The following is a 1,083-nucleotide window of genomic DNA, read 5'->3' on the forward strand; positions in this document are numbered from 1 at the left end:
GCCAGCAGCTGGGTGTGGTGTACCACCTCGAACATGCCGCCGAGCTGCGGATACTCGTTGGCCAGGGTGTTGAAGCAGTGCGGGCAGGTGGCCACGATCTTCTTGACCCCGGCCTCGTTCAGGGTCTCGATGTTCTGCTGGGCGAGCATGTTGAACAAGAACTCCATGCCCAGGCGGCGCGCCGGGTCACCGGTGCACGCCTCCATCGGGCCGAGCACCCCGAACTTCACCCCGGCGATGTGGAGCAGCTCGGCGACGGCCTTGGTGGTCTTCTTGGCGCGGTCCTCCAGGGCGCCGGCGCAGCCGACCCAGAACAGGTACTCAAGGTCGTCGGGGACCTTCTCGTCGATGACCAGGACCTCGATCGGGTCGACAGGCCGGGAGGCCAGCTCCTCGATCCACTCGGCCCGCTTGCTCTCCGACACCCCCCACGGGTTGCCCTTGTTCTCCAGGTTCTTGAGCATGACGCCCGCTTCGGAGGGGAAGTTCGACTCGATCATCACCTGGTAGCGGCGCATGTCGATGATGTGGTCGATGTGCTCGATGTCGACCGGGCACTGCTCGACGCACGCGCCGCAGTTGGTGCACGACCACAGCACGTCGGGGTGGATCACACCCTCCTCGCCGACCAGCGGCTTGCCCGCAAGGGCCAGCACGTCCTCGGGGAGGTTCGCCCGCTCTTCCTCACTGGCCAGCAGGTACGGCGCGATCGCGAACGCGTGGTCACGCTGGTCCAGGATGAGCATCTTGGGCGACAGCGGCTTGTCGGTGTTCCACGCCGGGCACTGCGACTGGCACCGGCCGCACTCGGTGCAGGTGTAGAAGTCCAGGAACCCCTTCCAGGTGGTGTCCTCGATCTTGCCCCGGCCGAAGACGTCGGTGTCGGGGTCGGCCTCCTCGAAGTCGAGCACCTTGCCGTTGCTGCGCATCTCGGGCACCGCGCCCAGGCCGTCGGGGCGGCGGGAGAACATGACGTTCAGCGGCGCCGTGAAGATGTGCAGGTGCTTGGAGTTCACCACGATCACCAGGAACACCAGCATGACACCGATGTGCAGCAGCAGACCGACCTTCTCCAGCACCTCG

General features: G+C 66.0%; 1 protein-coding gene. It reads right to left on the reverse strand.

From position 1 onward, the window contains the following. On the reverse strand, positions 1 to 1,083 hold a 1,083-nt coding region (locus tag ACGFIV_RS36285), incomplete at both ends, for a (Fe-S)-binding protein (RefSeq protein WP_392839621.1).

Source organism: Sphaerisporangium sp. NPDC049003 (genome assembly GCF_043197795.1).
Taxonomy (GTDB): Bacteria; Actinomycetota; Actinomycetes; order Streptosporangiales; family Streptosporangiaceae; genus Sphaerisporangium.